Raw genomic sequence first — 696 nt, forward strand, 5'->3', positions numbered from 1 at the left:
ATCCCTCTGATATGACAACAAAAAACGGAGCCGGATTCCTGTTTTTGTGAACTGCAGCTATTCGTGTCTAAAAAGTGATCCACTTACCACCAACTGCCTAATATATACAGAACGGAGTAAACAGGGCTAACAGTTCCCGACAGGTCTCATCATTCCGTGGCCCGAAAGTGTAAGCCAACACACCGCCAGTTTTAGTGTTGTACGCATACCAGAGCCAGTGTTGTTGCAGCCTTGCTGCCAACGAAGCGCCACTGCTCATCAAGTTCACAGATAAGGGCAACATCAGCGTGAGCGACTGGCGCAGATGTTATCCGCCGGGGCGGGAGCTTTTTAATGTCCGTATGACGGTATTGATGCCGATTTTCAGTGTCCTGGCGGTATCACGGCCCCCTGCGCCGTTATGTGCCATTTCAACGATCTGCTCCTTAACGCCGGGTTTTCTGGCTTCATAAGAGTAAGTGAGCTGGAAAACACGTTTACATGAGCGACAACGGAAACGCTCATGCCGGGAACAACTACGGCCATGTCGATAAGCTTCATCGGAATGACAGCGCGGACAATGAACAGTAATGGTAGCCATGGAAAACCTTAAATACCAGTAGATTACCAGAAACTTCTGTCGATTGAAGACATCACCCGAAGTTTGAATTCATTCGAATACTTTTTACGAGGTTCTTTTCGCCAGTCCTGTAATTC

General features: G+C 48.0%; 1 pseudogene. It reads right to left on the reverse strand.

The window, feature by feature from the left end:
- Positions 1-103: 103 nt before the first annotated feature.
- Positions 104-580 (reverse strand): annotated as a pseudogene (locus ACUU1M_RS20460) (IS1 family transposase); the annotation flags it as partial.
- Positions 581-696 lie beyond the last annotated feature (116 nt).

It is taken from the genome of Shigella sp. SIG6, from assembly GCF_053555815.1.